Origin of the sequence: Mycobacterium dioxanotrophicus (genome assembly GCF_002157835.1) — a bacterium.
GTDB lineage: Bacteria > Actinomycetota > Actinomycetes > Mycobacteriales > Mycobacteriaceae > Mycobacterium > Mycobacterium dioxanotrophicus.
The window spans coordinates 3,696,592-3,720,193 of the sequence record NZ_CP020809.1; the positions used below are offsets into that span (position 1 = coordinate 3,696,592).

Here is a 23,602-nt window from a genome sequence, read left to right on the forward strand (position 1 = left end):
CGGCTCATTGCCGATTCAACGAGCCGGTTTCGGGCAGGACGGGTGGGTACCCGCGGTCACCAGATCGGCCACCGCGCCGCGGGGGTCACCACTGGTGACGAGCCCCTCACCGACGAGGACGGCATCTGCGCCCGCGCCGGCGTACGCCAGAAGATCCGCCGTTCCGCGGACTCCGGATTCGGCGATCCGGATGACGTTGCTGGGCAGCCCCGGCGCGATGCGCGCGAAGCAGTCCCGATCGACCTCCAGGGTCTTGAGATCCCGTGCGTTGACGCCGATCACGCGCGCGCCGGCCTGCAGGGCACGGTCGGCTTCCTCTTCGGTGTGGACCTCGACCAGAGCCGTCATACCCAGCGACTCGGTGCGCTCCAACAAAGACTCGAGCACGGGCTGTTCGAGCGCTGCGACGATGAGCAGCAGCATGTCCGCTCCGTGCGCACGGGCCTCATGGATCTGATACGGCTTGACGATGAAGTCCTTGCGCAACACGGGAATTGAGACCGCGGCCCGCACCGTGTCCAGATCTGCCAACGAGCCGTGGAACCGGCGCTCCTCGGTGAGCACGCTGATCACCCGGGCGCCGCCATCCTCGTAGGCGCGGGCCAACTGCGCCGGGTCTGCGATGTTGGCCAGCGCCCCGCGGGACGGGCTGGCACGTTTCACCTCGGCGATGACGCCGATCCCGGGTTCGCGCAACGCTGCCATCACGTCCAGTGGTGCGGGTGCATCCAGGGCGCGCGCCTTGATTTCCTCAAGGCTTATGACGGCCTCGCGAGCCGCAACGTCGGCGCGGACTCCTTCGATGATGGAGTCGAGCACAGTGGCCGAACTCATCGCCGTCGATTCCTTTCCGGTGCGCCCGGGACGATCCCGGTGGACCTCACTCGAAGGGTAGTCGCCGCCACACCTTCTGCTGTCACCGACCCTTGTTGTCCGGATCGGACTGCTCGCCGTTCTGCCCGCCCGTCGGATCGTGCCCCTCGTCGAGCGCGTCCCAGATCATCCGTTCGGACATTGGGGCGTCGGCGTTCTCGCCCTGCGCGGCGGCGCGGCGAGCCCCCGGCGCGGCATAGCGCGACGCTACCGCGCGTGCTCCGCTCGCCGAGCGCATGAGCAGCACCGCGCCGGCGAGTGCGCACACGGCGGCAACCAATGTCAGCACGGCGCCGCCGTAGTACTGATGGGTTCCGGTCAGTTGCGCCACCGGCACCAGGGCCAGGTCCGCGGCCCGCACGGCGACGTCCTTGGCAACCCACAAGCTGATTCCCAGATAACCCATACCAGCGCTGGCCACGGCGACCAGCAGGGCCAGCAGCCGCAACAGCCAGCCCCGCACCGCCAGAACCGCGACGGCGGCCGCCAGCACCACCAGCGCGAGCGGGATCAACGCCGTGGACCACATGGCACCTGTCAGCACGGTGTTCTTGGGCTGTCCCAGCCCATCGAACGACGACACCTGCACCCACGACATCCGCGACGCGCCCCACAGGGCCAGGGCCGCGGCCACGAGCAGAACCTGCGCGATCCGCATCATGGTTCGGTGAGCGTGTCGGCGGCGGCAATCGCGTTGAGCACCGCTTTGGCCTTGTTCGCCGACTCGTTGTACTCGTAGGGACCGTTGGAGTCCGCCACGACTCCCCCGCCCGCCTGCACGTAGGCGGTGCCGTTGCGCATCAGGGCCGTGCGGATGGCGATGGCGAAGTCGGCGTTGCCTGCGAAGTCGAGATAGCCGAGCACACCGCCGTACAGGCCGCGCCGCGTCTTCTCGACCTCCTCGATCAACTCCATGGCCCGCACCTTGGGCGCCCCCGAAAGGGTCCCGGCCGGGAAGCAGGCGGTCACCGCGTCGAGTGCGGTCTTGCCGTCCGCGAGTTCGCCGGTGACCGTGGACACCAGATGCATGACATGGCTGTATCGCTCGATGTGGCTGTAGTCCTCGACCCGCACGGTGCCGGGCTGGCACACGCGGCCCAGGTCGTTGCGGCCGAGATCGACCAGCATCAGGTGCTCGGCACGTTCCTTGTCGTCGGCCAGCAGCTCCTTCTCCAACAGCACGTCCTCTTCGTCGGTGGCGCCGCGCCAGCGGGTGCCCGCGATGGGATGGGTGGTGGCCCGCCCGTCGGTGACGGTGACCAGGGCCTCCGGACTGGAACCGACGACCGAAAAGTCCAGTCCGCCTTCGGCATTCGGGACGTTGAGCAGATACATGTAGGGGCTTGGGTTGGTCACCCGCAACAGCCGGTAGACGTCGAGAGGATCAGCCGCGGTATCCATTTCGAACCGCTGCGACGGCACCACCTGAAACGCCTCGCCGGCCTCGATGTCGCCGACCAGCTTCTCGACGATGGCCGAGTACTCCTCGACGGTGCGCTGCGCCCGGTGCTCCGGCGCGGGACGACTGAAGGTCGCCACCGCCGAGGCCAACGGTTGCCCGAGCGCCGCCGTCATCACGTCCAGGCGGGCGACCGCGTCGTCATAGGCCCAGTCGACGCGGTCATCGGTGGCATTCCAGTTGACCGCGTTTGCGATCAACGTGATGGTGCCCTCATGGTGGTCGACGGCTGCGATGTCGGTGGCCAGCAGGAGCAGCATGTCGGGCAGGCCGAGATCGTCGACGACCAGTTCCGGCAACCGCTCCAGGCGCCGGACCATGTCGTAGGCGAAAAAGCCCACCAGCCCCGAGGACAGGGGCGGCATACCGGGCACCGCAGCGGTGGCCAGCAGCTCGAGCGTCGTGCGCACCGCCTCGAGCGGGTCGCCGCCGCTGGGCGCGTCCTGCGGCGTCGTGCCCAGCCACACCGCCTGGTCGTCGCGGACGGTCAGCGCCGACGGGGCACCCGCGCCGATGAACGACCATCGCGACCACGACCGGCCGTTCTCAGCCGATTCCAGCAGGAACGTTCCGGGCCGGTTGGCGGCCAGCTTGCGGTACGCCGACAGCGGCGTCTCGCTGTCGGCCAGTACCTTGCGGGTCACCGGGACCACCCGATGTTCGGCGGCCAGCGCCCGGAAGTCCTCACGCGACGTGGTGGAAGCAAGCGTGTGCACGCAGATGATCCTCCCAGACTGGACGCGATGGGTCGGCGTAGCGTGGACGCCCATGACACCTCTTAAGACGGGTGACACCGTTGCCGAGTTCGAACTCCCTGATCAAACCGGCACGGTGCGCAGTCTGACGAGTTTGCTGGCCGATGGGCCGGTGGTGCTGTTCTTCTATCCCGCGGCGTTGACGCCCGGCTGCACCAAGGAGGCCTGCCACTTCCGCGATCTGGCCGCCGAGTTCGCCGCCATCGGTGCGTCCCGGGTCGGCATCAGCACCGACCCGGTCGCCAAACAGGCCAAGTTCGCCGACATCCAGCGGTTCGACTACCCGCTGCTCTCGGATGCCGACGGGAAGGTGGCCAGCCACTTCGGTGTCAAACGCGGCCTGCTCGGCAAGCTGATGCCGGTCAAGCGGACCACGTTCGTCATCGACACCGATCGCACCGTGCTCGACGTGATCTCCAGCGAGATCAGCATGGACACCCACGCCGACAAGGCACTGGAGGTGCTCAGGGCGCGTTGACCGCGCGCAGCACCGCCGCCATCGACGCGGCGAGCACCGAATCGCTGCGACCGCATGCCCACCCGATCCTGCCGCCGCAGCGGTACTCCAGATAGCTGACCGCCGCACGTCCGACGGATTGCTGCGTCAGGCTCAGCACTTCGATGTCGCGCCCGACGGCACTCAGCGCTGCGGTCAGCGCATCCAGTGGGCCGATCCCGTGATGCGTGCTGGTCCGGGTTTGGCCGTCGACGACGAGGGTTATCTCGGTCGTCTCGTCGCGGCCGGTATGCCAGTCCTTCAGCTCGACCGGGCCGCCGGGTTGCAGATACGCGGCATCGAACAGGTCGAACAACTCGGCGGCGGTGACTTCCGCACCGTGGCTGTCGGTGTGCTCCTGGACGCGGCGGGCGAAGTCGATCTGTAACCGGCGGGGCAGGTCCAGGCCGTAGTCGGTGAGCAGCAGGTAGGCGATGCCACCCTTGCCCGACTGCGAGTTGACCCGGATCACCGCGTCGTAGGTACGTCCGATGTCGGCCGGGTCGATCGGCAGATACGGTACCCGCCAATCGATTTCACGCTCAGACCGGCCTTCGGTCGCAGCCCTGTCCCGATGTTCGGCCAAGCCCTTCTTGATGGCGTCCTGGTGCGTGCCGGAGAACGCGGTGTGCACCAGGTCGCCGACGTAGGGATGGCGTTCGGGGATCGGCATGCGCGTGCAGTAGGCGACGGTGCGGGCGATCTCATCGATGTCGGAGAAGTCGATCATCGGGTCGACACCCTGGGCGTGCAGATTCAACGCCAGGGTCGCGATGTCGACGTTGCCGGTGCGTTCCCCGTTACCGAAGACGCAGCCCTCGACCCGCTGCGCGCCGGCCAGCACCGCGAGCTCGGCACACGCGATCCCCGTGCCGCGGTCGTTGTGCGGATGCACCGAGAGGATGACGCTGTCGCGACGGGACAGATTGCGGTGCATGTACTCGATCTGGTCGGCGTACACGTTCGGCGTGGCCACTTCGACGGTCGCGGGCAGGTTGAGGATCACCGGCCGGTCCGCGCTGGCCTGCCACAGTTCGGTGACCGCGTCGCACAGTTCCAGCACGTAATCCGGCTCGGTCAGGTTGAACACTTCGGGCGAGAATTCGAAGCGCACGTTGGGCAGGTCGCCGGCGAATTCCAGGACGTCGCGGGCCCCGGACAGGATCAGCTCGCGCAGTTCGGTGCGGTCCTTGCCCAACACGGTGTTTCTCCACACCGGCGCGGTGGCCGTGTACATGTGGATGACCACCTCGTTGCGGACACCTCGCACCGAATGCACGGTGCGCTCGATGAGGTCGCGCCGGGCCGGGGTGAACACCGCGATTCCGACATCGGACGGGGCGAAGTCGGAATCGGCCAGCAGCCGCACGAAGTCGTAGTCGGTCTGCGACGCCGACGGGTAGCCGACCTCGATCTCCTTGTATCCCATGGCCACCAGCAGCTCGAAGAAGCGTCGCTTGCGGGCCGGGTCCATCGGCTCGGCCAGCGCCTGATTGCCGTCGCGCAGGTCCACCGGAACCCACAGCGGTGCCACGGTGAATCGGGCGTCGGGCCAATGTCGTTGTGTGAGTGGAATATCCACGCGGTCGAAGACGGATGCGTAGCGATGCGACGGCATCGTCGAGGGCTGCTGCCGGTTCCACGTCGGGGTGTGGTTCATGCTGATGTGCTTTCTGCTCGGTCGGTGATGGATCGACCGGCGCAACGACAGCCCCGCGGCAGGGGGCCGGTCGGTCAGGCCCTGCCGAGGCAGCTAAGGAGAAGCACGCGCGTCATGATGGCTAGAATATACACAACTCCTCAGACAAGTAGAGAGGTTGTGATGATTTCCCAGGTACAACGGCACCCGTTGGCTGCGCAGACAGCGCAATTGCTGCTGACGCGGATCCGAAACGGCGAGTGGCCGCTCGGTCACCGACTCCCCGGCGAAACCACGCTCGCCGCCCAACTCGGGGTGGGGCGCTCGACGCTGCGGGAGGCCATCCGCGAACTGGCGGGCAAAGGTGTACTGGAAAGCCGCCAGGGCGCCGGGGTTTTCGTCAGGGCGTTGGATGCCGCCGAGGACTGGGACACCGTGCTGCGTAGCGCAAACATCGCCTCGGTGATCGAAGCCCGCATCGCCATCGAGGCCGAGGGCGCCGCGTTGGCGGCTGCCCGCCGCACCCCGGCAGATGTGCGGACGATTCGGCGCACCCTCGCGGCCCGTGGTGTGCCGGGACAGTCGGTGCCCGAGCACGTCGACGCCGACATGGCGTTTCACCGCGCGGTGATCACCGCCGCGCACAACGATGTGCTGACCCAGTTGTTCGACGCGTTCCTGCCGCGGCTGCGGCTGGCGATGATCGACATGCTCAAGATCCGCCCCATCGCGTCGGAACCGTGTGACCACGACTTGCACCAGCAACTGGCCGACGCGATCGTCGCGCAGGACCCTGCCGCGGCGGCGGCCTCCAGCCGAACCCACCTGAGCGCACTGAAGGAATCCTTTTCATGACACCGGTTTTGGAAATCAGCGACGTCACATTCCGCCGCGACGGCAAGCAGATCATCGACGGCATATCGCTGACCGTGCAGTCCGGGGAGCACTGGGCGCTGCTGGGGCCGAACGGCGCAGGCAAAAGCACGCTGCTGGGATTCTGTGCGGCGGTGACCTTTCCGACCACCGGCACGGTGCGCGTGCTGGGCGGGCAGATGGGGCGGACCGATCTTGCGGCGCTGCGGCGGTCCATCGGCCACGTGAATCCCCGGCACCGACTGCAGTATCCGCTGACCGTGCGCGACGTCGTGCTCACGGGCATCACCGCCACCATCGACACCGCGGCCCGCTGGACACCCAGCGCAGAGCAGGTGGCCCGCGCCCACGAGCTCATCGACACCGTGGGACTGGCCGCGCGTGCCGAGGCGGCATGGCCGACGCTGTCGCAGGGCGAGCGGGGCCGCACCCTGATCGCCCGCGCGCTGATCTCCGATCCCCAGCTGCTGCTCCTCGACGAGCCGACCACCGGCCTGGACGTCGCCGCCCGCGAGCAGCTACTGGAAACCCTTGACACCCTTGATGATTCGCATCCGAATATGGCGTCGATCCTGGTGACGCACCATCTGGAAGAACTGCCGACGTCGACGACGCATGCCCTGCTGATCGCACACGGGCGTACCGTCGCGAGCGGTGCCGCCCGGGAGACGGTGACCACCGACCACGTCACGACGGCGTTCGCCCATCCTGTCGAGGTCGGCTTCCACGACGGCCGCTGGACCGCGCGAGCCAAGGCCGGGCCCCGGATCCGCTAACCCGCAGGCGCCTCCCGGCGGCGCCGACGGGCTTCGCGGTGCCGGGTCACCGGCGTTGTGTCGACAACGCGGGTGACCATCGTGGCCAGAAACCGTGACGGCTGCAGCTCGGGCGGCACGGTGTCGTGGCGGATCGCGATGTCGGGAAGCGCTGCCAGTGCCGCGTCCACTGCGGCGGTCTCGACGTCGACGATCTCGAAAAGCGCGTCCGGCTCCGCCTTTTCGATGCTGTCCACCTCGTCGTCCTCGGCCGGCGCTGCGACGTCGTAATCGATCATCACCAGCGCGACCGCATGGTAAGCGTCGTCCTCGGTACCCAGCTTGCCGAGCAGGTCGATCAGCCATTCGGCCTTGTCGGGCTCGGTTGTGAGGATGGTCGAGCGCAGGCCGTAGACGAAGCCGAGTGCGGCCATCGGATGCCGCAGTCGCAGATTCTTGGCGTCGCCGTAGCTCTCCTCGACGCGGTTGGCGGCATTCTTGCCGAAGCTGGAGTCCATCCGCTTGGTGCTGATGAGGAGCTCCGGGCCGGTGTCCCAGTCCGACATCACCACGTCGACCTGCTTCATGTAGTGCTTGCCGAGGATGCTGGCACTGGAACCGGCGACGCCCTTCATGGAGCGGCGCAGCCGGTGCTCGATGAGTTGACGCTCCTTGAGTGGCAGCCCGTCGAGCAGGTTGGCGATGGCACTGGGCATGATCCGCGGCTCGCTGGGCCGGGGCCACACCGCATCGGCATCGAACCCGGCCCGCCGCATCTCATAGGCCAGCCACACATCCAAGGCCAACGCCGGCACACCCGTTGTCGACGGGGCGTCGAGGTGCAGTGGCACACCGAGAAGCCTCCGCAGTACCCGGAAGTCGGGGCGGTAGATGAGTTCGTCGCCGCAGCGTACCCACGGGTTGGTGTGCTCACCGCCGGGCGCGGCATCGGCGACGATCCGGTCGAAGATGGCCCACGCGGTGGCTTTCGTCGACGGTTCAGCGGGCACGCCGCGACCTTACCGCCCGCCGGGTGGCCAATGAATCCCGCGCTGTGCGAATGGTTTCCAGGTCCGACAATCCGAGGGCATCGTCGACGATGTGCACCGCGTCGAGCAACTGACCGTTGCGCAGCAAGGACGCCGCCCCGCGCCGCACGGCACGTAGTTGCGAAGCCCGGTCGGCGACGAGCTCGGGTGCGGGCACCAGCCACCGATCCGCTTCTCGTGGTTCGATTTTCAGTATTCCCCCGCCGTAAGACCGGCCGGTCATCTCGGCGTGCAGCAGCGTCACCGAATTCAAGGCTGCCAAGGGCAGCAGGTCACGCCCGAGCGTGGCCAGCCCGTCGCGCAGATACACACCGTGCACCGAATTGAGGTGATGGGCCTTGACCCGGTTGGTCACCAACCGTGGGGTGTCGGCGTTCATGCATGTCAACAGCAGGTCTGCGGGCGTCACCAGCGGCACCAGGTACCACGGGGTGCGCACCCGGCACTTGTAGGCCAGGTGCACCCCGGCGGCGTGACCGGCGTCGAGGTAGCGCTGAGCCGCCGCCGACAACCTGCCCACCGGCCGGAACAGCTGGGTGGACTTGCCCTGCTCCCCCAGCTGGGTCAACTGATCGACGGTGAGCGTGAGGCCGCGCAGGTGGGCGCTGCCCGGCGGCGACAACGGCAGCAGGTCGGTGCGGCGCAGTCCCAATTCGCGAACCCGGTCCGGGGACAGCGCGAAGAAGCCGTTGTTGCCGGTCACCATGCCCAGTGTGGTGTCCCCCCACAGCTCCAGGTGAGCGAAGCGACCCGCGGCGTGCAACGCGTGCAACGCGTCGACGGGCCCGTTGCCGATCAGCCCGCTGACCCATTTGTCGGCGGGGTCGCGCGGCGACCAATTGCGCTGGACCAGTTCAGAAGTCAGCGATGCGGCGTTGTGGGCACGGTGGATGACGGCGTGGCCGGACGGTCCCTGGTCGAACCCGTCGGCCAACAACAGCACGATGTCGGCCTCGGCCTCGGGAAACACCTGCTCGTCGAACATCACCAGCTCGACGTGGGCGAACCGGTCGAACAAGAACTTGCGCACGGCGGCGGCATAGTTGACGCTCAGCAATTCCGCGGGCAGCACCAGCGCCATCCGGCCGCCGGGCCGCAGAAACAGGGCGGAATGCACGGTGAAGGCCGCCCAACTGGAGGCCAACCCGGACAACGCCACGCCGGCCTGCAGCGCCGCTCGCCGCGATTGGGCGCGTACCTGCCCGCGGAAATCCTGGTAGCGGATGTAGGGCGGATTGCCGATCACGGCGGTGTATTCCGGCCGCGGGGCGACGTCGAAGAAGTCCGCGGTGCGGATGTGTGCCGTGCCGCCGGCCTCGGCCACCCGGCGCCGGGCAGCGGCCGCACTGGCGGCGTGGATCTCGACACCATCGACCCGCGGGGCCGCGTCGCCGAGATGCTGCAGCCGCTCGGTGGCCGCGAGCAGAAATGCCGCGTCGCCGGCGGACGGCTCGAAAACCCGATCTTCGGCGCTACGGACGGCCCACCGGGTGAGATACCGGGTGATCTCGACGGGCGTGAAATAGGCACCACGCGCCTTGCGCGCCGCGGCGGAGTCGCCGGCGGAATAGGCTGCGCTGTCGGTCACCCCGTTATTGTTATCGAAGCCACCGACAAGCCCACGCACCGCAACGCCGGGCGGCCTGTCCTTCGGGACCCGGTCAGATGCGTCGGTTGGCCCAGCCGTCGTCGTTGTGCGCCAGCAGCTGCAACTCACGCTCCCAAGCGTTCGCCCGCACCCGGTCGAGCATCCGACGGACGAGATAGGCGATCAGCACGCTCAACGCCACCGCACCGAGCCAGACACCGGCCGACCGCACGAAGGCACTCAACTGGGCGTCGGCTTTGCGCCTGGGGGCATCAACCACGTTGCCCTTTTGATCAAGCCAGATCACCACGTGCTGGCCGGTGGAGGTCGGTGTCGGGAACGTCGTGCGCCCGGTACGCGTCTGGGAACCCTCGCGCCACTGGACCGCGACGGGCAGACCCGTGGAGTACCGCTGCGCCCCCTGCACGGTGCCGCGGACCACCTCGGCGTCGGTCGGATGCAGAGACCGGGTCTGCTCGGTGATCGCCTGCAGCTGTGCCGAGTAGACAGCGGCACCCGACTGAGCGGCCGTCGGGACAATCAGAAGAGCGGTAAGAAGAACGGCCAGGATCGCGATCGCTTCAAGGCGATCGGTCATCCGGGCCAATGGGTTGCGAGCCAGCCCACGAAACACCCACCTACGGCGGAGGGTGCGCAACAACGTGCTATACATCACACCATTCCAAGCCCAAATTTTGAACGTGTTACCAAGACATTTCGATGGTGTCACTAGCGCTTACCACTTTGCCAGTCGCGCGTAGCCAGGGCGACGAAAATCACAGGTTAGGTGTTGTTATGGGTCAAACCTCGCCGCGCGGAGTCCGCGCACGGAAGTTAGCGGAGGGTGGCGCCGATCACTATTTGCCCTTGCATACGTGAAGTGGCACGAGCGGCGACATTCGCCACATTGGACAGTGTCGGTCGACGCCGGTACGGACCCACCGAAACGACCACCGTCGCTCCCGCCGCGCCCGTCACAGTGATGAGATGCTCATATGCCGTATGCCACCTTGATGCTCGGCGCCGCGGTCCTGCTCGCCCTCACCTCGACGGTGATGTGGTGGGCTGAGATCCAGCATGCCGCCGCACCCTGGTGGGCGGTCATCCGGGCGCTCGGGCAGTTGGCCCTGATCAGTCTCGCGCTGCGCGGAGTCCTCAGCCACCCCACGCTGGTGGCACTGGCACTGGTCGTGATGGTCAGCGTGGCGGCGTGGACAGCGGCCCGCAGACTGCGGGATCTGCACGGCGGCCCGCTCGCGGTCGTGCTGTCGACGGTGGCCGCGAGCGCGCTGACCATCGGCCTGGCATTCGGGCTGCACATGTTGGCGCTGGAGAGCCGGTTCGTGATCGCGCTCGGCGGCATCGTCATCGGTTCGACGATGACCGCGACCACCTTGGCGGGCCGCAATTTTCAGCGGATGTCGGTGAAATCGCGGGCCGAGATCGAAGGCTGGCTGGCCATCGGCGCGACACCGAGTCAGTCGGTCGTACACATCGGCCGGGCCGCGGCTGCAGACGCCGTGCGCCCGGTCCTCGACCAAACCAGGACGACGGGGCTCGTCACGCTCCCGGGCGCATTCGTCGGTGCGCTGATGGCCGGTGCTCCGCCATTGGAAGCCGGACGGTTTCAGGTCGTGGTGCTGGTGTGCCTGATCACCGCCCAGACCGTCGCGACCACTCTGCTCGTGCGCATCCTGGGCCGCTCACCGATGCTCGCGGTCTGACTGCTCGGCCATCGAGAGCGTCACCGCGCCATCACGCAGGTCTGCTTGTCGGTCCGTCGTGCGATGCTGCGGGACCGACAACCTTCGAGCAAAGAGGATCCGCGGTGACCGCACCGATCGCAGTAGACGAGCAAGCCACGTATCAGGATCGCGAAACCCAGACACCGGCCACCTCGAACACTGCCGACAAACATCGAAAAATCTTGGATGAAGCCAGAAATGAGGTCACCAGAATCCGCTACGCCGTGGACGTACTGGGTGGAGCTCAGCCAGCCGAGGTGGTCACCTGGCTGGGTCAGCACGGCCACACCGTCGCGTTGCGCAGAGTCGCACCCGAGGTAAAGGCCTACCGCGACGCACATGACTCCAACGTCGTGGCCGCAGGCGTCGGCAACGAATCCGCCTCAACCGCGTTCCCGTTCGAACCTCGGGACGCCCCGGCAGCCAACCTCGCATCCGTTTATCGCCCAGCTATCGACACGTCGCAGGCGTCCACGCCCGGTCATCCGGGCGATACCGTCCACGCACTGCCCGAGCGGCGTACGCCATGGGTCGCGTTCGCGTGCTACGCCGTCGCAGCAGTCTCAATGACCGTGTCGCTGAACACATCCTGGCGATTCTTCGATGTCGTACTGCACATCCCGACCGCCAATGGTGAACGCTGGGTGATGTTCGCCGTAGCCGAACTCGCTCTATTCGTGTGCGGTGCGGGAATGGCCGTCAACGTTCACCGCACCGGGCATCCGGGCGCGTTCCGCACCATCGTATGGGCAATGTGCGCGGCGATGGCCTACATGGCATGGGCGATGTCCAGCCCCGGCGAAGCCCTCGGTCGCATCCTGCTCGGTCCAGTGCTGGGCACCGTCATGCTTCACCTCGGCCTGGGTCTCGAATTGCGCACCCACCACCAAGACGCAGGGATCGCAGCACGTATCGGCCGCGAACTACGTGAACGCTTCCTCGGCCGGCTCGGCCTCGGCGATGATGGCCGCGATGCCGCCCAACGCACCCGAGACCGCAAGGCATACCGGGCCGCGACGCTGAGCCGGCCACACAGGCACCCGTGGTCGCGTGCCGCCAAGCTGGAGCGAGCACTGGTCGCTTCCGGAGTCGCCGACGACGAATCGCTACGCCACCGGATGCTTGCCCGCCTCGCGGTCCTGCAGCATGCGCACGAACTCGCCACCCTTGCGCAGAGCTCGCCATGGCACTCGTCGACTCCGCGCAGTGCGACAGAGCGACCTACGACGATGGCGTGAGTGGGCTAGCCCTCGGGTGGCAGCAGCAGGTCGGCGTCGAAGCACGTGTGATCACCGGTGTGGCAGGCGCCGCCGACCTGGTCGACCTCGAGCAACACCGTGTCACCATCGCAGTCCAGGCGCACCGAATGCACGTGCTGGGTGTGCCCGGACGTGGCGCCCTTGATCCACTGCTCGCCGCGCGAACGCGAAAAGTAGGTTGCCTCACGGGTTTCCAGCGTGCGGGCGAGCGCGTCGTCGTCCATCCAGGCGACCATCAGCACGTCACCGCTGCCCCGCTCCTGCACCACCGCGGTGAACAGGCCGTCGGCGTTGCGCTTGAGCCGCGCCGCGATATCCGCGTCGAGTGTGCTCATCGGGGTGGTTTTCTCTTCGCGCAAGCGCTCATCGGACAGTGATTCCTTCCGCCGCCATCGCCGACTTGACCTCGGCGATGGTGAGCTCCCGGAAGTGGAACACGCTGGCGGCCAAGACGGCATCGGCACCTGCAACAACTGCGGGCGGAAAATGTTCCACCGCACCGGCTCCACCGCTGGCGATCACCGGCACGCTGACCGCCGCGCGGACCGCACGCAGCATGGCCAGATCGAAACCGGCCTTGGTGCCGTCGCGATCCATCGAATTGAGCAGGATTTCGCCGACCCCCAGTTCGGCGCCACGAACGGCCCATTCGATGGCGTCGATACCGGTGCCACGCCGCCCGCCGTGGGTGGTGACCTCCCAGCCCGACGGCGTCGGTGCGGCGCCGGACGGCACGGTGCGGGCATCGACACTGAGAACGATGCACTGTGAGCCGAACTGGCGGGCCAGCTCGGCCAGCAGTTCGGGACGAGCGATCGCGGCGGTGTTCACCGAGACCTTGTCCGCCCCGGCGCGCAACAGGACGTCGACGTCTTCGACGGAGCGCACCCCGCCGCCGACCGTCAGCGGGATGAACACCTGCTCCGCGGTGCGCTTGACCACCTCGAGCATGGTCGAGCGGCCCGACGACGATGCGGTGACGTCCAAGAACGTCAATTCGTCGGCGCCCTCGGCGTCGTAGGCCGCCGCCAGTTCGACGGGGTCCCCGGCGTCGCGGAGGTTTTCGAAGTTGACTCCCTTGACGACACGGCCGTCGTCGACATCCAGACACGGAATCACCCGGGTCGCAACGTCACTGGTCACAGGTAATCCTCCGGGCTGCCCGCGGCTTTCACGATCTCCAGCATGCGTTGATGCACACCGGGTGCGGCGGCCAGCGCCGACTTCGACTCGACCGTCCACGGCTCTCCGGCGAGGTCGGTCACGATACCGCCGGCAGCCCGGACCAGGGCCACACCGGCGGCGTGATCCCAGATGTGGTGCCCGAAACTGATGGCGGCGCCGAGGATTCCGCCCGCCACGTAGGCCAGGTCGACACCGGTGGCGCCGTGCATGCGCACCCGCGAGCACTCGCGGCTCAGGTTGGCCAGCACCTGTGCGCGGTATCGGCCCGGGAACCGGCCGCGGGAGTCGATGTTGAAGGTCTGGATCCCGACGATGGAGTCGGCCAGCGTCGGCGAGCCCAGCTGCGGAAGCGCCTCGCCGTTGTTGTACAGCGGTCCGTTGACCAAGGCGGTGTAGCGCTGCCCCATGAACGGCAGCCAGGTCAGGCCCGCGACCGGCTCGCCGTTGGCCAACAGCCCCAGCAGGATGGCGGCCATCGGCGAACCCGCCGCGTAGTTGAAGGTGCCGTCGATCGGATCGAGCACCCACACGAGTTCGGAATCGATCGGCTCACCGCCGAACTCCTCGCCGTGCACGCCGATCCCGGTTCCCTCGGTGAGAGCCCTGACCACCTGCCGCTCGATGGCCAGGTCGACCTCGGTGGCGAAGTCGTTGCCCTGCTTACGAACCGCGGAATCGGCCCGGTGCCCGGCGATGAACGGTGCCGACGCCTCGTCGAGAATCTCGGCCGCGGTGCCGAGCAGCGCGGCCAGCCGGTTGGGATCCATCCGTTCAGCCGCTGACCGCAGCAAGAGCCTCGGGCAGGGTGAATCGCCCGGCGTAGAGCGCTTTCCCGACGATCGCACCTTCGACACCACGTTCGGTCAGGGTGGCGATGGCCTGGAGGTCGTCGAGGCTGGACACCCCGCCGGAGGCGATGACGGGTACGCCACTGCGTTCGGCGACCGCGCCGAGCAGCTCCAGATTGGGCCCCGTCAGCGTGCCGTCCTTGGTGACGTCGGTGACGACGTACCGTGAACAGCCTTCGCGCTCAAGGCGTTCCAGCACCTCCCACAGATCGCCGCCGTCGGTTTCCCAGCCGCGGCCGCGCAGCCGGTGCGCCCCGTCGACGATCTGCACATCCAGACCCACCGCCACCTTGTCGCCGTACTCGGCGATGGCTGCCGCACACCACTTCGGGTTCTCCAGCGCAGCGGTGCCGATGTTGACGCGCGCGCAACCCGTGGCCAGCGCGGCCTTCAGTGATTCGTCGTCGCGGATACCGCCGGAGAGTTCGACGTCGACGTCGAGCTTGCCGACGACCTCGGCCAGCAATTCGCGGTTACTCCCCCGGCCGAAGGCCGCGTCGAGGTCCACCAGATGGATCCACTGCGCACCGTCACGCTGCCAGGCCATGGCAGCTTCGAGCGCCGAACCGTAGTCGGTCTCGCTGCCTGCCTTTCCCTGAACCAGACGAACCGCTTTGCCCTCGACCACGTCGACGGCCGGCAAAAGAATCAAACTCACAGTCCCTCAACCCAATTCGCGAGCAGCGTGGCACCGGCATCGCCGCTCTTCTCCGGATGAAATTGCGTGGCCGCCAACGGTCCGTCCTCGACCGCCGCGATGAACCGAGCATGGTGGGTGGCCCAGGTGACCAACGCGTCGGAATTGCCCGACCACTCCTGTGCGGCATAGGAGTGCACGAAGTAGAACCGCGTGTCGGCGTCCAGCCCGCGGAACAGCCTACTTCCGTCTGCGGCCTCGACGACGTTCCAGCCCATGTGCGGGATCACCGGGGCATCCAGCCGGGTGACGGCCCCTGGCCATTGACCACAGCCGACGGTCTCCGCGCCGAACTCCACACCGCGCGTGAACAGGATCTGCATCCCGACGCAGACGCCGAGCACCGGGCGGCCCTGCTGCAGGCGGTCGGCGATGATCTTCTCCCCGCCGATCGCCCGTAGCCCCTTCATGCATGCTTCGTAGGCACCAACCCCCGGCACCACCAGGCCGTCGGCGGCCGCGGCGGCACCTGGGTCGGCAGTCACCTCGACATCGGCACCGACGCGCTGCAGGGCCCGTTGAGCCGAGCGCAGATTCCCCGATCCGTAGTCGAGAACAACGAGTTTCTTAGTCACAAAGTGCCCTTCGTGGACGGCACTCCGGTGACCCGCGGGTCGTATTCGACGGCCTGGCGCAGAGCCCGGGCGACGGCCTTGTACTCGGCCTCGGTGATGTGGTGCGGGTCGCGACCATAGATGGTGCGCACGTGCAGGGCGATGCGGGCGTTGAACGCGATCGACTCGAACACATGCCGGTTGATCACCGTGTGGTACGGCGTGCTGGACCCGGCGATGGTGAACTCGACCATGTAGTCCGGCTCGCCGGTATGCACGAAATACGGACGGCCCGACACATCCACCGCGGCGTGCGCCAGCGTCTCGTCCATCGGGATGAAGGCGTCACCGAACCGCCGGATGCCGGCCTTGTCCCCCAGCGCCTGGCCGAGCGCCTGGCCGAGCACGATCGCGGTGTCCTCCACGGTGTGGTGGCCTTCGATCTCGACGTCGCCCTTGGCCTGAACGGTCAGGTCGAAGCTCGCGTGGCTGCCCAGCGAGGTCAGCATGTGGTCGAAGAACGGTACGCCGGTGTCGATGTCGACCACACCGGTGCCGTCGAGGTCGATCTCGACGGCGATCTCGGATTCGCGGGTCTTACGTTCGACTTTCGCGCGACGGGTCACGATGCTCCTACCGTGCTGTTGAGTTCAGTCTTGACGAGGTCCGCACTGGCGGCCAGAAAGGCGTCGTTCTCTGCCGCCAGGCCGATCGTGGTGCGCAGGTACCCGGGGATGCCGACGTCCCGGATCAGCACGCCCGCGTCCAGGTAGCGCTGCCAGGTCGAGGGCGCATCGGCGAAGTCGCCGAACAGCACGAAGTTGGCATCGCTGGGTATCACGCGGTAGCCCAGACGGGTCAGCTCGGCAACCACCCGGTCCCGTTCGGCGGCAAGGGTCGCCACACTGCCGAGGGTGTCATCGGCGTGCCGCAGCGCGGCCCGGGCGGCCGCCTGGGTCAGCACCGACAGGTGGTACGGCAACCGCACCAACAGCAGTGCGTCGATCACCGCGGGCGCGGCTGCCAGGTATCCCAGCCGGCCACCGGCGAACGCGAACGCCTTGCTCATGGTGCGGCTGACAACGAGTTTCGCGGGATATTCGGCCAGCAGCGCGACGGCACTGGGCTGTGACGAGAACTCGCCGTACGCCTCGTCGAGAACCAGCACGCCGCCGGACATGGCATCCAGCAGACGCCGTAGATCCTCGAGCGGAACGCTCTGTCCCGACGGGTTGTTCGGACTCGTCACGAACACGATGTCGGGCTTGCGGTCCTTGATGGCGGCGATGGCAGCGTCGACGTCGAGGCTGAAATCGTCCGCGCGGGACGCTTGCAGCCACTCCGTCTGGGTGCCGTCGGAGATGATGGGGTGCATCGAATACGACGGCACGAAGCCGATCGCCCGCCGGCCCGGGCCGCCGAACGCCTGCAGCAGTTGCTGCAGGATCTCATTGGAACCATTTGCGGCCCAAAGGTTTTCGGTGGCAAGAGGCACCCCGGTGGCCGACGTCAGATACGCCGCCAGATCAGCGCGCAGAGCCACCGCATCACGGTCGGGGTACCGGTGCAGCTCGGCCGCGGCGTCGCGCACCGATGCAGTGACATCGTCGATGAGTGCCTGGGTGGGCGGGTGCGGATTCTCGTTCGTGTTGAGCCGCACCGGCACCTGCAACTGCGGTGCGCCGTAAGGCGACTTGCCTCGCAGGTTGTCCCGCAGCGGCAGATCCGCCAAGGTCACCTCTGTCACCGCTCAAACCTCCGTCGTACTGCCTCACCGTGGGCTGGTAGATCCTCGGCCTTCGACAGCGTGATCACATGTCCCGAAACGTCTTTCAGTGCTGCCTCGTCGTACTCCACCACGTGGATGCCGCGCAGGAAGGTCTGCACCGACAGCCCGCTGGAGTGCCGTGCACAGCCGGCGGTGGGCAGCACGTGGTTGGACCCCGCGCAGTAGTCACCCAGGCTCACCGGCGACCAGGCGCCCACGAAAATCGCTCCGGCCGAGCGGATCCGGTCCGCGACCCCGGCGGCGTCGACGGTCTGGATCTCGAGGTGTTCGGCCGCGTAGGCATTGACCGTGCGGATGCCGGCCGGGATGTCGTCGACGAGCACGATGGCCGACTGCTGACCTCTCAGCGCAGCGGTCACCCGCTCGACGTGCACGGTGGTGGCGAGCTGGTTGGCCAGTTCACGGTCGGTGGCGTCCGCCAGCGTCACACTGTCGGTGACGAGCACGCTCGCGGCCATCTCGTCGTGCTCGGCCTGGCTGATGAGATCGGCGGCCACGTGTACCGGGTCGGCAGTGTGGTCGGCGAGGATCGCGATCTCCGTCGGACCGGCCTCGGCGTCGATACCCACCTGCGAACGGCAGATCCGCTTGGCTGCGGTGACGTAGATGTTGCCCGGCCCGGTGATCATGTCCACCGGGGCCAGTTCGGCTCCATCGGTGTCGGTGCCACCGTAGGCGAGCAGCGCGACGGCCTGAGCCCCGCCGACCGCCCACACTTCCTCCACCCCGAGCAACGCCGCGGCGGCCAGGATGGTCGGATGCGGCAGCCCGCCAAACTGCGCCTGCGGGGGGCTCGCGATCACCAGGGAGTCAACCCCGGCGGTCTGCGCGGGCACCACGTTCATCACCACACTGGACGGATAGACCGCGTTACCGCCGGGCACGTAGAGACCGACGCGCTCGACCGGGACCCACCGTTCGGTGACGGTCGCGCCCGGCGCCAGCGTCGTGGTGGTGTTGGTGCGACGCTGATCGGCATGCACGGCGCGGGCGCGGTCGATCGACACTTGCAGCGCCGCCCGCACGTCCGGGGACAGCTCGGCGAGCGACTGCGCCAAGGCCGCAGCCGGGACACGCACCGCCGCGGGCCGGACACCGTCGAAGGACTCGCCGTAGTCCAGGGCGGCCACCGCACCCCGCTCGGCGATCGCGTCGACGATCGGACGGACCTTGGGAACGACTGCGTCCACGTCGACGCCACCGCGGGGCAGGGCACCGCGCAGCTGCGCGGCACTCATCTCGCGGTTGCGTAGGTCGATACGGGACATCTGAAACTCGGCCATCTCTTCGATTGTCCCTGATCAGTCCAGTTGAATAAAAATCCGGGCAGGGATGCGTCGTAGGGTGGTCGCAAACCGGCGAATGGAGTCGAGATGTCCGCGAAGGATCACCCCAACCACGCCCCGGGCGTACCGATGCTCATACCGCCCGCACTGGAACGATTTCAGATCAAGTACATCAACCCGGCGATGAAGCCACTGTCGAAGCGTCTGCCCGGTTTTACCGTGATCAAGCACCGTGGTCGCACGTCGGGCACGCCCTACGAAACCATCGTCACCAGCTACCGCAAGGGCGATACGCTCGCGGTGCTGCTCGCGCACGGCAAGACTAACTGGGTCAAAAACGTGTTGGCCGCGGGCGAAGCGGACGTCCATCTGTTCCGCGGGGACGTCCACATCACCAACCCGCGGGTGCTGCCTGCCGGCACCGTTGACGCGTCGCTGCCTCGGATCGCCCGCATCGCCGGCCGCCGGACCGGGGTTTTCGTCGCGGATATCGTTTGACATTCCCTGTCAGACTGCTCGCATGACATGGCAGGTCTGGCTGGCGTTTCTCGGCGCGTCGATCGCGATCAGTGTGTCCCCCGGGGCCGGGGCGATCCAGTCGATGGCCACCGGCCTGACGCACGGCGTTCGTCGCGGCTCGTGGAGTGTGCTGGGTTTGCAGCTGGGGCTGCTCACGCAGCTGGTGCTGGTGGCGGTCGGCTTGGGCGCCGCCATCGCCAGCTCGATCCTGGCCTTCCAGGTCGTGAAGTGGATCGGCGTCGCCTACCTGATCTACCTGGCCATCCATCAGTGGCGCAGCGCATCGCAGGACCTGCGTGAACGGCTGGGCACCGCAGCCGACCGGGGCCGGCCGGCTTTGGTGGCACGCGGGTTCCTGGTGAACACCACCAATCCGAAGGGTCTGGTGTTCCTGATCGCGGTGCTGCCGCAGTTCGTCGTGCCGACTGCCCCCTTGCTGCCGCAGTACCTGGCGATCGGCGTGACGATGGTGTGCGTCGACGCCGTGGTGATGAGTCTCTACACCGGTGGGGCCGCTCGGCTGTTGGCCTGGCTGCACACCCCACGCCAGCAGACCGCGCTCAACCGGGTGTTCTCCGGGCTGTTCGCGACCGCCGCGGTGGTGTTGTCCCTGGTGCGGCGCGGCGTCGTGGCCTGACCGGACTCGCGAAACGCGACCCGCCCCGCTGACGGCGCCTCGTCCTCAGATGTCGAGTCCGAGGTCGAGCACCCGCACCGAGTGCGTGAGCGCGCCGACCGCGAGATAGTCCACCCCGGTGCCGGCGTACTCGGCAGCGCTGGCCAGCGTCAGGCCGCCCGACGATTCGAGCTTGGTCGCCGGCGACACGGCATCGCGTCGTTGCACCGCGATCTGTGTCTGCCAGACCGGGAAATTGTCGAGGAGCACCAGCTCCGCTCCGGCTGCGAGCACGTCGTCGAGTTGCTCGAGGGAATCGACCTCGACCTCGCAGGGCAGCTCGGGCGCGGCGGCACGCACCGCCTGTAGTGCGGCCAGCACCGAGCCCGCCGCGGCCACATGGTTGTCCTTGATCAGCGCGGCGTCACCCAGCCCCATCCGGTGGTTGACCCCCCCGCCGACGCGGACGGCGTATTTCTGCAGGGCACGCAGTCCTGGCAGCGTCTTGCGGGTGTCGCGGATCTTGGCGTTGGTGCCGGCGACGGCGTCCACCCAGGCGGCGGTCGCCGTGGCGATCCCCGACAGATGGCACACCAGGTTGAGCATTGTGCGCTCGGCGGTCAGCAGCTGCCGGGTCGGCGCCTCAACGGTCAGCACCTGGGTCTTCGCGTCGAGGCGGGATCCGTCGTCGACACGGTGGACCACCCGGTATCCCTCAGACCCGATCACCTCGTCGAGCACCAGCAGGGCGATGTCGACGCCGGCGATGACTCCCGACTCCCGGTTGACCACCGAGGCGGTGGTCATGGTCGAGGCCGGCACGGTCGCCTGGGTGGTGATGTCGGGGCCGTAGCGCAGGTCCTCCTCGAGTGCCCGCGCGATGGTGGCTCGGGCCTCGATGAGCTCGGATGCTGAAAGTTTCATCAGCACACCCCCGTCGGGGCTGCGACGGCGATCGCACCGGCACTGTGGCGAATGCTCAACGGATGCTCCTGGTTCGCGTCGGTCCCGGGGAAGTCGTCACGGTGGTGGCAGCCCCGGGTTTCGGTACGGGCGAGGGCCGCTGCGGCAACGGCCTGTGCCGTCACGGTGAGTGCGGCATCTTCAAAACTCTTGCGACTGCGGGCTTCCCGCTGGGATGCGGTGGCCAAGAGCGCACGCAGCCGTCCCAGCCCGGTGGCGTCGCGGACCACGGAGGCGTGGGCGGACATCGCGTGTTGCAGCAGGCTGCGGTCGACAATGTCGAGTCGGCGGTCGCGGGGGGCCTGTGCCCGCACCGAACCGGCTTGCGCCGCATAGTCGGCGGCGACGCGCCCGGCCCGGCCACCGACCACGAGTCCCTCGAGCAGGCTGTTGGAGGCCAACCGGTTGGCGCCGTGCATACCGGTGCGGGCCACTTCCCCTGCGGCGAACAGTCCGGGTAATTCGGTACGGCCATGCACGTCGGTGACCACCCCGCCGCAGCTGTAGTGCGCGCCCGGCACCACCGGGATCGGCTCGCGGGTCGGGTCGATCCCGGCCGCGGCGCACGACGCCGCGACGGTGGGAAACCGACGCCGGAAATCACCGATGCGGCGGGCGTCGAGATAGACGCACGGGTCACCGGTCGCGGTCAGGCGGGCGTCGATGGCTGCCGCCACCACATCGCGCGGCGCCAGGTCCCCCATCGGGTGCACCCCGGCGGTGACCGAAAGGCCTTGCGAGTCAACGAGAACGGCGCCCTCCCCGCGAATCGCCTCGGTCACCAGGGGCAGGCGGCCGTCGACTTCACCGTTGAACAACATGGTCGGGTGGAACTGGATGAACTCGATATCGGCGACCGGTACGCCCGCCCACAGGGCCAGGGCGATGCCGTCGCCCGTGGAGCCCTCGGGATTGGTTGTGGCGCAATAAAGATGGCCGAGGCCGCCGGTGGCAAGGATTACCGAGGGTGCGTGCAGGATGCCCATGCCGTCGTCGTTGTTCACCAGCACACCGGTCACGGCCGAACCGTCGTGCAGGATCTGCAACGCGACGTGATTGCGCCTGATGTCCAGGTTGGCCGCGGCATGGTCAAGGGCGCGTTGCACTTCCGCGCCGGTGGCGTCACCGCCGGCATGGATGATCCGGTGCCGGGTGTGTCCACCCTCGCGGGTCAGTGCCCACCGGCCTGGAGCTTTTTCGTCGAACCGCGCACCGGCACCGACCAGGTCGGCCACGGCACGGTAGCCGTCGGCGACGATCGAGCGGACCGCATCGGGATCGCAGAGCCCGCCCCCCGCGGCGACCGTGTCGGCGACGTGCGCGTCGATCGAGTCGTCGTTACCGGGCAACACCACGGCGATGCCGCCCTGGGCGTAGGCGGTCGCGGTCTCCCCGGTCTTGCTGAGCACGATCACCCGCCGGCCCCGGCGGTACGCGGCGAGCGCCGCGACCAGGCCGCCCACCCCGGTGCCGATCACCACGACGTCGGCGCGCTGCTGCCACAGCGTCGATGCACCGCAGGCGAACGAGCCACCAGCGGTGCGGGCCGACAACCCGCTCACTCGCCGCCGCCGGGCTGGCCGATGGCAATCATCCGTTGCACACTGGCGCGGCCCAGCCGGGCGGTTTCGGGGTCGACGTGTACCTCGTCGGCCCCGTCGATCAGGCATCGCAACAGGGCCGCGGGCGTGATCATCTTCATATACCGGCACGAGGCCCGGTCGTTGACCGCGAGGAAATCGACTTCCGGTGCGGCCTGGCGCAGTTGGTGCAGCATGCCGACCTCGGTGGCCACCAGCACCTGGCTGGCGCGGGTCTCGCGGGCCGCGTCGAGCATGCCTCCGGTGGACAGGATCTTCACGCGCTCCTCGGGCACTGCGCCCTCACCGGCCAGGTACAACGCTGAAGTCGCGCAACCACATTCGGGGTGCACGAACAGCTCGGCATCCGGGTGTGAGCGCGCCTGGTCGGCCAGTTCGTCGCCGTTGATGCCGGCGTGCACGTGGCATTCCCCGGCCCAGATGTGCATGTTGGTGCGACCGGTGACGCGCCGGACGTGTGCTCCGAGGAACTGGTCGGGGCAGAACAGCACCTCGCGGTCGGCGGGGATGGAAGCCACCACGTCGACGGCGTTCGCGGACGTGCAGCAGATGTCGGTGAGCGCCTTCACCGCGGCGGTCGTGTTGACGTACGACACGACGACGGCATCGGGATACTCGTCTTTCCACGCCCGCAGTTCGTCGACGGTGATGGAGTCGGCCAGCGAGCAGCCGGCTCGTTGATCGGGGATCAGCACGGTCTTGTCCGGGCTGAGGATCTTGGCCGTCTCCGCCATGAAGTGCACACCGCAGAACACGATGGTGTCCTCGGGTGCGTCGGCGGCGATGCGCGACAGCGCCAACGAGTCACCGACGTGATCGGCGACGTCCTGGATCTCGGGCAGCTGGTAGTTGTGCGCCAGCAGGGTCGCGCCGCGCTGGTCGACGAGGCGGCGGATCTCGGCTGCCCACTCGGCGTCGCCGACCACGCCGGAATAGCCGTCGGGTCCGGCCAGAATCTGGTCCGCCATCCGGCCTGAAACATCCCCCGCGGTCGTGCCATTGAGCACCGTCACGACGGCCTCCTCAATCCGAATCAGGTTTTCGACTTATAAT

Annotated in this window: 25 protein-coding genes; 7 read left to right on the top strand and 18 right to left on the bottom strand. The window is 67.9% G+C overall.

All coding sequences use genetic code 11. From position 1 onward, the window contains the following. Window positions 1–15: 15 nt before the first annotated feature. The 3 genes from trpC to BTO20_RS17910 all read right to left on the bottom strand — a co-directional run bounded on the left by trpC (window position 16) and on the right by BTO20_RS17910 (window position 3,048). Window positions 16–834, bottom strand: coding sequence for an indole-3-glycerol phosphate synthase TrpC (gene trpC / locus BTO20_RS17900; protein ID WP_087077656.1), 819 nt, complete (start codon window positions 832–834; stop codon window positions 16–18). Between the two features lie 82 nt (window positions 835–916). After that, a complete protein-coding gene (locus BTO20_RS17905; protein ID WP_087077657.1) occupies window positions 917–1,534 on the bottom strand; it encodes a TIGR02234 family membrane protein in 618 nt (205 codons plus the stop codon). Further along, the gene (locus BTO20_RS17910) at window positions 1,531–3,048 is read right to left on the bottom strand and encodes an anthranilate synthase component I (protein ID WP_087077658.1); all 1,518 of its coding nucleotides are present in this window, start codon (window positions 3,046–3,048) and stop codon (window positions 1,531–1,533) included. Before BTO20_RS17910 ends, BTO20_RS17905 begins: the two co-directional genes overlap by 4 nt. A gap of 52 nt (window positions 3,049–3,100) precedes the next feature. Between BTO20_RS17910 and BTO20_RS17915 the strand changes: the two genes are divergently transcribed. After that, window positions 3,101–3,565, top strand: a complete 465-nt coding sequence (locus tag BTO20_RS17915) for a peroxiredoxin (protein WP_087077659.1) — start codon at window positions 3,101–3,103, stop codon at window positions 3,563–3,565. On the opposite strand, the gene BTO20_RS17920 is transcribed toward BTO20_RS17915, so the two are convergent. After that, window positions 3,552–5,201, bottom strand: a complete 1,650-nt coding sequence (locus BTO20_RS17920; protein ID WP_198344532.1) for a 2-isopropylmalate synthase — start codon at window positions 5,199–5,201, stop codon at window positions 3,552–3,554. The genes BTO20_RS17915 and BTO20_RS17920 overlap by 14 nt on opposite strands. 204 nt (window positions 5,202–5,405) lie before the next feature. Here BTO20_RS17920 and BTO20_RS17925 point away from each other — a divergent pair, with 204 nt between their 5' ends. Both BTO20_RS17925 and BTO20_RS17930 read left to right on the top strand, forming a co-directional pair. Further along, window positions 5,406–6,077 carry a FadR/GntR family transcriptional regulator gene (locus BTO20_RS17925; RefSeq protein ID WP_087077661.1) on the top strand — a complete coding sequence of 224 codons (672 nt, stop codon included), beginning with the start codon at window positions 5,406–5,408 and terminating at the stop codon, window positions 6,075–6,077. Beyond that, window positions 6,074–6,871: an ABC transporter ATP-binding protein gene (locus tag BTO20_RS17930; protein WP_087077662.1), complete on the top strand. Its 798-nt coding sequence runs from the start codon at window positions 6,074–6,076 to the stop codon at window positions 6,869–6,871. The genes BTO20_RS17925 and BTO20_RS17930 overlap by 4 nt, the downstream gene beginning before the upstream one ends. Here BTO20_RS17930 and BTO20_RS17935 read toward each other — a convergent pair. From BTO20_RS17935 to BTO20_RS17945, 3 genes are all read right to left on the bottom strand, one after another. Then, the gene (locus BTO20_RS17935) at window positions 6,868–7,860 is read right to left on the bottom strand and encodes a hypothetical protein (protein WP_087077663.1); all 993 of its coding nucleotides are present in this window, start codon (window positions 7,858–7,860) and stop codon (window positions 6,868–6,870) included. The two genes, BTO20_RS17930 and BTO20_RS17935, sit on opposite strands and share 4 nt — an antisense overlap. Further along, complete coding sequence (locus BTO20_RS17940) at window positions 7,850–9,487, bottom strand: N-6 DNA methylase (RefSeq protein WP_232491177.1); 1,638 nt, start codon at window positions 9,485–9,487, stop codon at window positions 7,850–7,852. Before BTO20_RS17940 ends, BTO20_RS17935 begins: the two co-directional genes overlap by 11 nt. Window positions 9,488–9,560: 73 nt before the next feature. Then, on the bottom strand, window positions 9,561–10,160 hold the full coding sequence (locus tag BTO20_RS17945; protein WP_456299092.1) for an Rv1733c family protein: 600 nt from the start codon (window positions 10,158–10,160) through the stop codon (window positions 9,561–9,563). Window positions 10,161–10,482: 322 nt separating this feature from the next. On the opposite strand from BTO20_RS17945, the gene BTO20_RS17950 reads away from it, so the two are divergent. Together BTO20_RS17950 and BTO20_RS40565 are read left to right on the top strand one after the other, a co-directional pair. After that, entirely contained in the window at window positions 10,483–11,211 is a 729-nt protein-coding gene (locus tag BTO20_RS17950; protein WP_087077666.1) for an ABC transporter permease, read from the top strand. A gap of 104 nt (window positions 11,212–11,315) precedes the next feature. After that, window positions 11,316–12,470: a hypothetical protein gene (locus BTO20_RS40565; protein WP_232491178.1), complete on the top strand. Its 1,155-nt coding sequence runs from the start codon at window positions 11,316–11,318 to the stop codon at window positions 12,468–12,470. Between the two features lie 5 nt (window positions 12,471–12,475). Here the strand turns inward: BTO20_RS40565 and hisI are convergent, their stop codons facing one another. The 8 genes from hisI to hisD are packed head-to-tail and all read right to left on the bottom strand — an operon-like array spanning window position 12,476 to window position 18,847. Further along, complete coding sequence (hisI, locus tag BTO20_RS17960; RefSeq protein WP_087077667.1) at window positions 12,476–12,826, bottom strand: phosphoribosyl-AMP cyclohydrolase; 351 nt, start codon at window positions 12,824–12,826, stop codon at window positions 12,476–12,478. A 28-nt stretch (window positions 12,827–12,854) separates the two neighbouring features. After that, entirely contained in the window at window positions 12,855–13,634 is a 780-nt protein-coding gene (gene hisF, locus BTO20_RS17965) for an imidazole glycerol phosphate synthase subunit HisF (protein ID WP_029367139.1), read from the bottom strand. Beyond that, a complete protein-coding gene (locus BTO20_RS17970) occupies window positions 13,631–14,443 on the bottom strand; it encodes an inositol monophosphatase family protein (RefSeq protein ID WP_087077668.1) in 813 nt (270 codons plus the stop codon). Before BTO20_RS17970 ends, hisF begins: the two co-directional genes overlap by 4 nt. 4 nt (window positions 14,444–14,447) lie before the next feature. Further along, window positions 14,448–15,182: a bifunctional 1-(5-phosphoribosyl)-5-((5-phosphoribosylamino)methylideneamino)imidazole-4-carboxamide isomerase/phosphoribosylanthranilate isomerase PriA gene (priA, locus tag BTO20_RS17975; RefSeq protein ID WP_087077669.1), complete on the bottom strand. Its 735-nt coding sequence runs from the start codon at window positions 15,180–15,182 to the stop codon at window positions 14,448–14,450. After that, window positions 15,179–15,796 (bottom strand): imidazole glycerol phosphate synthase subunit HisH, encoded by a 618-nt coding sequence (gene hisH / locus BTO20_RS17980; protein WP_087077670.1) that lies wholly within the window; start codon window positions 15,794–15,796, stop codon window positions 15,179–15,181. The genes priA and hisH overlap by 4 nt, the downstream gene beginning before the upstream one ends. Then, the gene (hisB, locus tag BTO20_RS17985) at window positions 15,793–16,401 is read right to left on the bottom strand and encodes an imidazoleglycerol-phosphate dehydratase HisB (protein ID WP_087077671.1); all 609 of its coding nucleotides are present in this window, start codon (window positions 16,399–16,401) and stop codon (window positions 15,793–15,795) included. The genes hisH and hisB overlap by 4 nt, the downstream gene beginning before the upstream one ends. Continuing rightward, window positions 16,398–17,522 (bottom strand): histidinol-phosphate transaminase, encoded by a 1,125-nt coding sequence (locus BTO20_RS17990; protein WP_087077672.1) that lies wholly within the window; start codon window positions 17,520–17,522, stop codon window positions 16,398–16,400. Before BTO20_RS17990 ends, hisB begins: the two co-directional genes overlap by 4 nt. Next, on the bottom strand, window positions 17,519–18,847 hold the full coding sequence (gene hisD / locus BTO20_RS17995; protein WP_198344431.1) for a histidinol dehydrogenase: 1,329 nt from the start codon (window positions 18,845–18,847) through the stop codon (window positions 17,519–17,521). Before hisD ends, BTO20_RS17990 begins: the two co-directional genes overlap by 4 nt. Window positions 18,848–18,937: 90 nt before the next feature. On the opposite strand from hisD, the gene BTO20_RS18000 reads away from it, so the two are divergent. Both BTO20_RS18000 and rhtB read left to right on the top strand, forming a co-directional pair. After that, window positions 18,938–19,348: a nitroreductase family deazaflavin-dependent oxidoreductase gene (locus tag BTO20_RS18000; RefSeq protein ID WP_087077674.1), complete on the top strand. Its 411-nt coding sequence runs from the start codon at window positions 18,938–18,940 to the stop codon at window positions 19,346–19,348. Window positions 19,349–19,370: 22 nt separating this feature from the next. Then, complete coding sequence (rhtB, locus tag BTO20_RS18005; protein WP_087077675.1) at window positions 19,371–20,006, top strand: homoserine/homoserine lactone efflux protein; 636 nt, start codon at window positions 19,371–19,373, stop codon at window positions 20,004–20,006. A 45-nt stretch (window positions 20,007–20,051) separates the two neighbouring features. Here rhtB and nadC read toward each other — a convergent pair whose 3' ends face one another. From nadC to nadA, 3 genes are read right to left on the bottom strand one after another with little or no spacing between them, the layout of a single operon-like run. Continuing rightward, entirely contained in the window at window positions 20,052–20,909 is an 858-nt protein-coding gene (gene nadC, locus BTO20_RS18010; protein ID WP_087082281.1) for a carboxylating nicotinate-nucleotide diphosphorylase, read from the bottom strand. Further along, window positions 20,909–22,510: an L-aspartate oxidase gene (locus BTO20_RS18015; protein ID WP_232491179.1), complete on the bottom strand. Its 1,602-nt coding sequence runs from the start codon at window positions 22,508–22,510 to the stop codon at window positions 20,909–20,911. Before BTO20_RS18015 ends, nadC begins: the two co-directional genes overlap by 1 nt. Further along, complete coding sequence (gene nadA / locus BTO20_RS18020) at window positions 22,507–23,562, bottom strand: quinolinate synthase NadA (RefSeq protein WP_408632175.1); 1,056 nt, start codon at window positions 23,560–23,562, stop codon at window positions 22,507–22,509. The genes BTO20_RS18015 and nadA overlap by 4 nt, the downstream gene beginning before the upstream one ends. Window positions 23,563–23,602 lie beyond the last annotated feature (40 nt).

Excerpts from the sequence above, each read along its gene's own strand:
- trpC (WP_087077656.1), bottom strand. The coding sequence starts at position 834 with ATGAGTTCGGCCACTGTGCTCGACTCCATCATCGAAGGAGTCCGCGCC.
- BTO20_RS17905 (WP_087077657.1), bottom strand. The coding sequence starts at position 1,534 with ATGATGCGGATCGCGCAGGTTCTGCTCGTGGCCGCGGCCCTGGCCCTG.
- BTO20_RS17915 (WP_087077659.1), top strand. The coding sequence starts at position 3,101 with ATGACACCTCTTAAGACGGGTGACACCGTTGCCGAGTTCGAACTCCCT.
- BTO20_RS17920 (WP_198344532.1), bottom strand. The coding sequence starts at position 5,201 with ATGCCGTCGCATCGCTACGCATCCGTCTTCGACCGCGTGGATATTCCA.
- BTO20_RS17925 (WP_087077661.1), top strand. The coding sequence starts at position 5,406 with ATGATTTCCCAGGTACAACGGCACCCGTTGGCTGCGCAGACAGCGCAA.
- BTO20_RS17930 (WP_087077662.1), top strand. The coding sequence starts at position 6,074 with ATGACACCGGTTTTGGAAATCAGCGACGTCACATTCCGCCGCGACGGC.
- BTO20_RS17945 (WP_456299092.1), bottom strand. The coding sequence starts at position 10,160 with ATGTATAGCACGTTGTTGCGCACCCTCCGCCGTAGGTGGGTGTTTCGT.
- BTO20_RS17950 (WP_087077666.1), top strand. The coding sequence starts at position 10,483 with ATGCCGTATGCCACCTTGATGCTCGGCGCCGCGGTCCTGCTCGCCCTC.
- hisI (WP_087077667.1), bottom strand. The coding sequence starts at position 12,826 with ATGAGCACACTCGACGCGGATATCGCGGCGCGGCTCAAGCGCAACGCC.
- BTO20_RS17970 (WP_087077668.1), bottom strand. The coding sequence starts at position 14,443 with ATGGATCCCAACCGGCTGGCCGCGCTGCTCGGCACCGCGGCCGAGATT.
- hisD (WP_198344431.1), bottom strand. The coding sequence starts at position 18,847 with ATGGCCGAGTTTCAGATGTCCCGTATCGACCTACGCAACCGCGAGATG.
- BTO20_RS18000 (WP_087077674.1), top strand. The coding sequence starts at position 18,938 with ATGTCCGCGAAGGATCACCCCAACCACGCCCCGGGCGTACCGATGCTC.
- rhtB (WP_087077675.1), top strand. The coding sequence starts at position 19,371 with ATGACATGGCAGGTCTGGCTGGCGTTTCTCGGCGCGTCGATCGCGATC.
- nadC (WP_087082281.1), bottom strand. The coding sequence starts at position 20,909 with ATGAAACTTTCAGCATCCGAGCTCATCGAGGCCCGAGCCACCATCGCG.